The organism is Saccharomonospora saliphila YIM 90502, assembly GCF_000383795.1.
Taxonomy (GTDB): domain Bacteria; phylum Actinomycetota; class Actinomycetes; order Mycobacteriales; family Pseudonocardiaceae; genus Saccharomonospora; species Saccharomonospora saliphila.
Genome location: NZ_KB912617.1, coordinates 10,794 through 13,354, shown reverse-complemented (window position 1 = coordinate 13,354; position 2,561 = coordinate 10,794). Strand labels below are relative to the sequence as shown.

The window sequence follows — 2,561 nt, the reverse complement described above, 5'->3', positions numbered from 1 at the left end:
ACCGGCAGTCCGGGATGTCGATGTCGTCCAGCGGGGCTGCGGTGAGATCATCGTCTGACTCGTCGGCGCGTCGAACAGGGTGCGCACGGTGATCTCGGCCTCTAGCGTGGCCCGCACCTTGCTCACCAGCCGGGTGGCCAGCAGCGAGTGCCCGCCGAGGTCGAAGAAGTTGTCCCGCGCGCCCACCCTGGGCCTGCCGAGCACGTCCGCGAACAGCCCGCACAGGATCTCGGTGACCGCCTCCGCTCCCGCGGCGCCGTCGTCGCCGTCCCCGGTGATCTCGGGCGCGGGCAGGGCGGCGCGGTCGAGCTTGCCGTTGCCGGTCAGGGGCAGCGCCTCCAGCGGTACGACCGCCGAGGGCACCATGTAGTCCGGAAGGTGGCGGGCGGCGCGGGCCCGCACCGACGCCGGGTCCGGCCGCTGCCCGGACGCGGGCACGACGTAGGCGACCAGCCTCCGGTCTCCGGGGACGTCCTCACGAGCCAGGACGGCGGCGTCGGCGACCGAGGGGTCGCTGGTGAGCACCTGCTCGATCTCGCCCAGTTCGATGCGAAAGCCCCGGATCTTGACCTGGTGATCGGCACGGCCGGTGAACTCGAGGACTCCGTCGTCGTTCCAGCGGCCGAGGTCTCCGCTGCGGTACATGACCGTTCCGGGCGGGCCGAACGGGTCGGCCACGAACCGGGTGGCGGTCAGGCCCGGGCGCCGGTGGTAACCGTGGGCCAGCCCCGCCCCGGCGACGTAGAGTTCACCGGTCACGCCGGGCGGCACCGGGCGCAGGTTGTCGTCGAGCACGTACACCCGCAGGTCCGGGATCGCCCGGCCGATCACACTGCCCGGCGCGGCGGCGGCTCGTTCGCGGGTCAGTGGCAGGTACGACACGTGCACCGTCGTCTCGGTGATGCCGTACATGTTGACCAGCAGCGGGGCGTCGTCGGCGTGGCGGGAGTACCAGTCCGACAACCGCCACGGTTCGAGTGCCTCCCCGCCGAAGATGACCAGCCGCAGCGCCAGCGCGGCCCCCAGCTCGGGGTTGTCCGCGTCCGCGACCGAGAGCTGCGAGAAGGCCGAGGGGGTCTGGTTGAGCACGGTCACCCGTTCCCGCACGAGCAGCTCGAGGAACTCGCCGGGCGAGCGGGTCGTGGCGTGGTCGACGACCACGAGCGTGCCGCCGTGCAGCAGCGCGCCCCACACCTCCCACACCGAGAAGTCGAACGCGTAGGAGTGGAACAGCGTCCACACGTCCTCAGGGCCGAAGTGGAACCACTGCCGGGTCGCGTCGAACAGGCGAGCGACGTTGCGGTGGGAGACCACCACACCCTTCGGGGTGCCCGTCGAACCCGAGGTGTAGATGACGTAGGCGGCCGCGTCCGGCGGCACGGCCACGCCCGGGTCGGTCGTGGCCGCCCCGGCGATGCGCTCGGCGAGGCGGTCGAGTTCGAGACGCGGGAGTTCGTCGGCGCCGGGCAGGGCACCGGCGACCGCGGATTCGGTCACCAGCAGGCGCGGCCGGGCGTCGGTGAGGATGTGCGCCAGCCGCTCGGCCGGGTGGTCCGGGTCGAGCGGGACGTAGGCCGCACCGGTCTTGAGCACGGCGAGCACCGCCACGACCAGGTCGGCCGAGCGCGGCAGGGCCAGCGCCACGAAGTCGCCGGGGCACACCCCGGCGTCGCACAGCACGTGCGCGAGCCGGTTGGCGCGGGCATCGAGGTCGCCGTAGGACAGCCGCCGTGTTCCCTCCACCACCGCGGTGGCATCGGCGTGCTCGGCGGCCACGCGGCCGAAGCGCTCGGCCACGCCCGCGGTCACCGGTTCCGGGGTGAAGCCGTCCAGCTCGTTCCACTCGTGCAGCACGCGGTGGGACTCCTCGGCGGTGAGCACGTCGAACCGCGCGGCCGGCTGATCGAGGCCCACGGAGGCGAGGTCGCCGAGCAGCGCGGCGAGCCGGGCCGCGACACGCTCGGCCTGCTCGGCGGTGCACACGTCGTCGCGGAAGTCCACGCGCAGCACCAGGCCGTCCCGCCCGGGGGTGGCGACGAGCCCGAGCGGGTAGTGCGTGGCGTCGTGCACGCGCAGGTCGCGGACGCGCACCGACCCCGCCTCCGGGGTGAGCTCGGCCGGGTCCAGTGGATAGTTCTCGAACACGGCGATGGTGTCGAACAGGGCCGTGTGGCCGCTGACGCGCTGGATGTCGGCCAGGCCGAGGTGCTGGTGCTCCAGCAGCTCCGACTGGCGCGCCTGCATCCGGCGCAGGCTCTCGGCCACGGGGTCGGCGGGGTGGAAGGTGGCCCGCACCGGCACGGTGTTGATGAGCAGGCCGACGATGTCCTCGACCCCGGCCAGCTCCGGTGGCCGCCCCGAGACCGTCGCCCCGAACACCACGTCGGTGCGCCCGGTCAGCCGCCCGAGCAGCAGCGCCCACGCGCCCTGCACGACGGTGTTCAGCGTGAGCCCGTGCTCGGCAGCGCACTCCCGCAGCCGGGTGGTGACCTCGGCGGGCAGCGTCGTCGCCGTCGCGTGCACCGCGGCGGGGGCAGTGGTCTCCCCCGGTTCGGCGCGCT

Annotated in this window: 1 protein-coding gene; it reads right to left on the bottom strand. The window is 73.7% G+C overall.

The annotated features are described in order from the left end of the window. The coding region (locus SACSA_RS21105; protein WP_019813088.1) for a non-ribosomal peptide synthetase at positions 1–2,561 on the bottom strand (2,561 nt) is incomplete at both ends.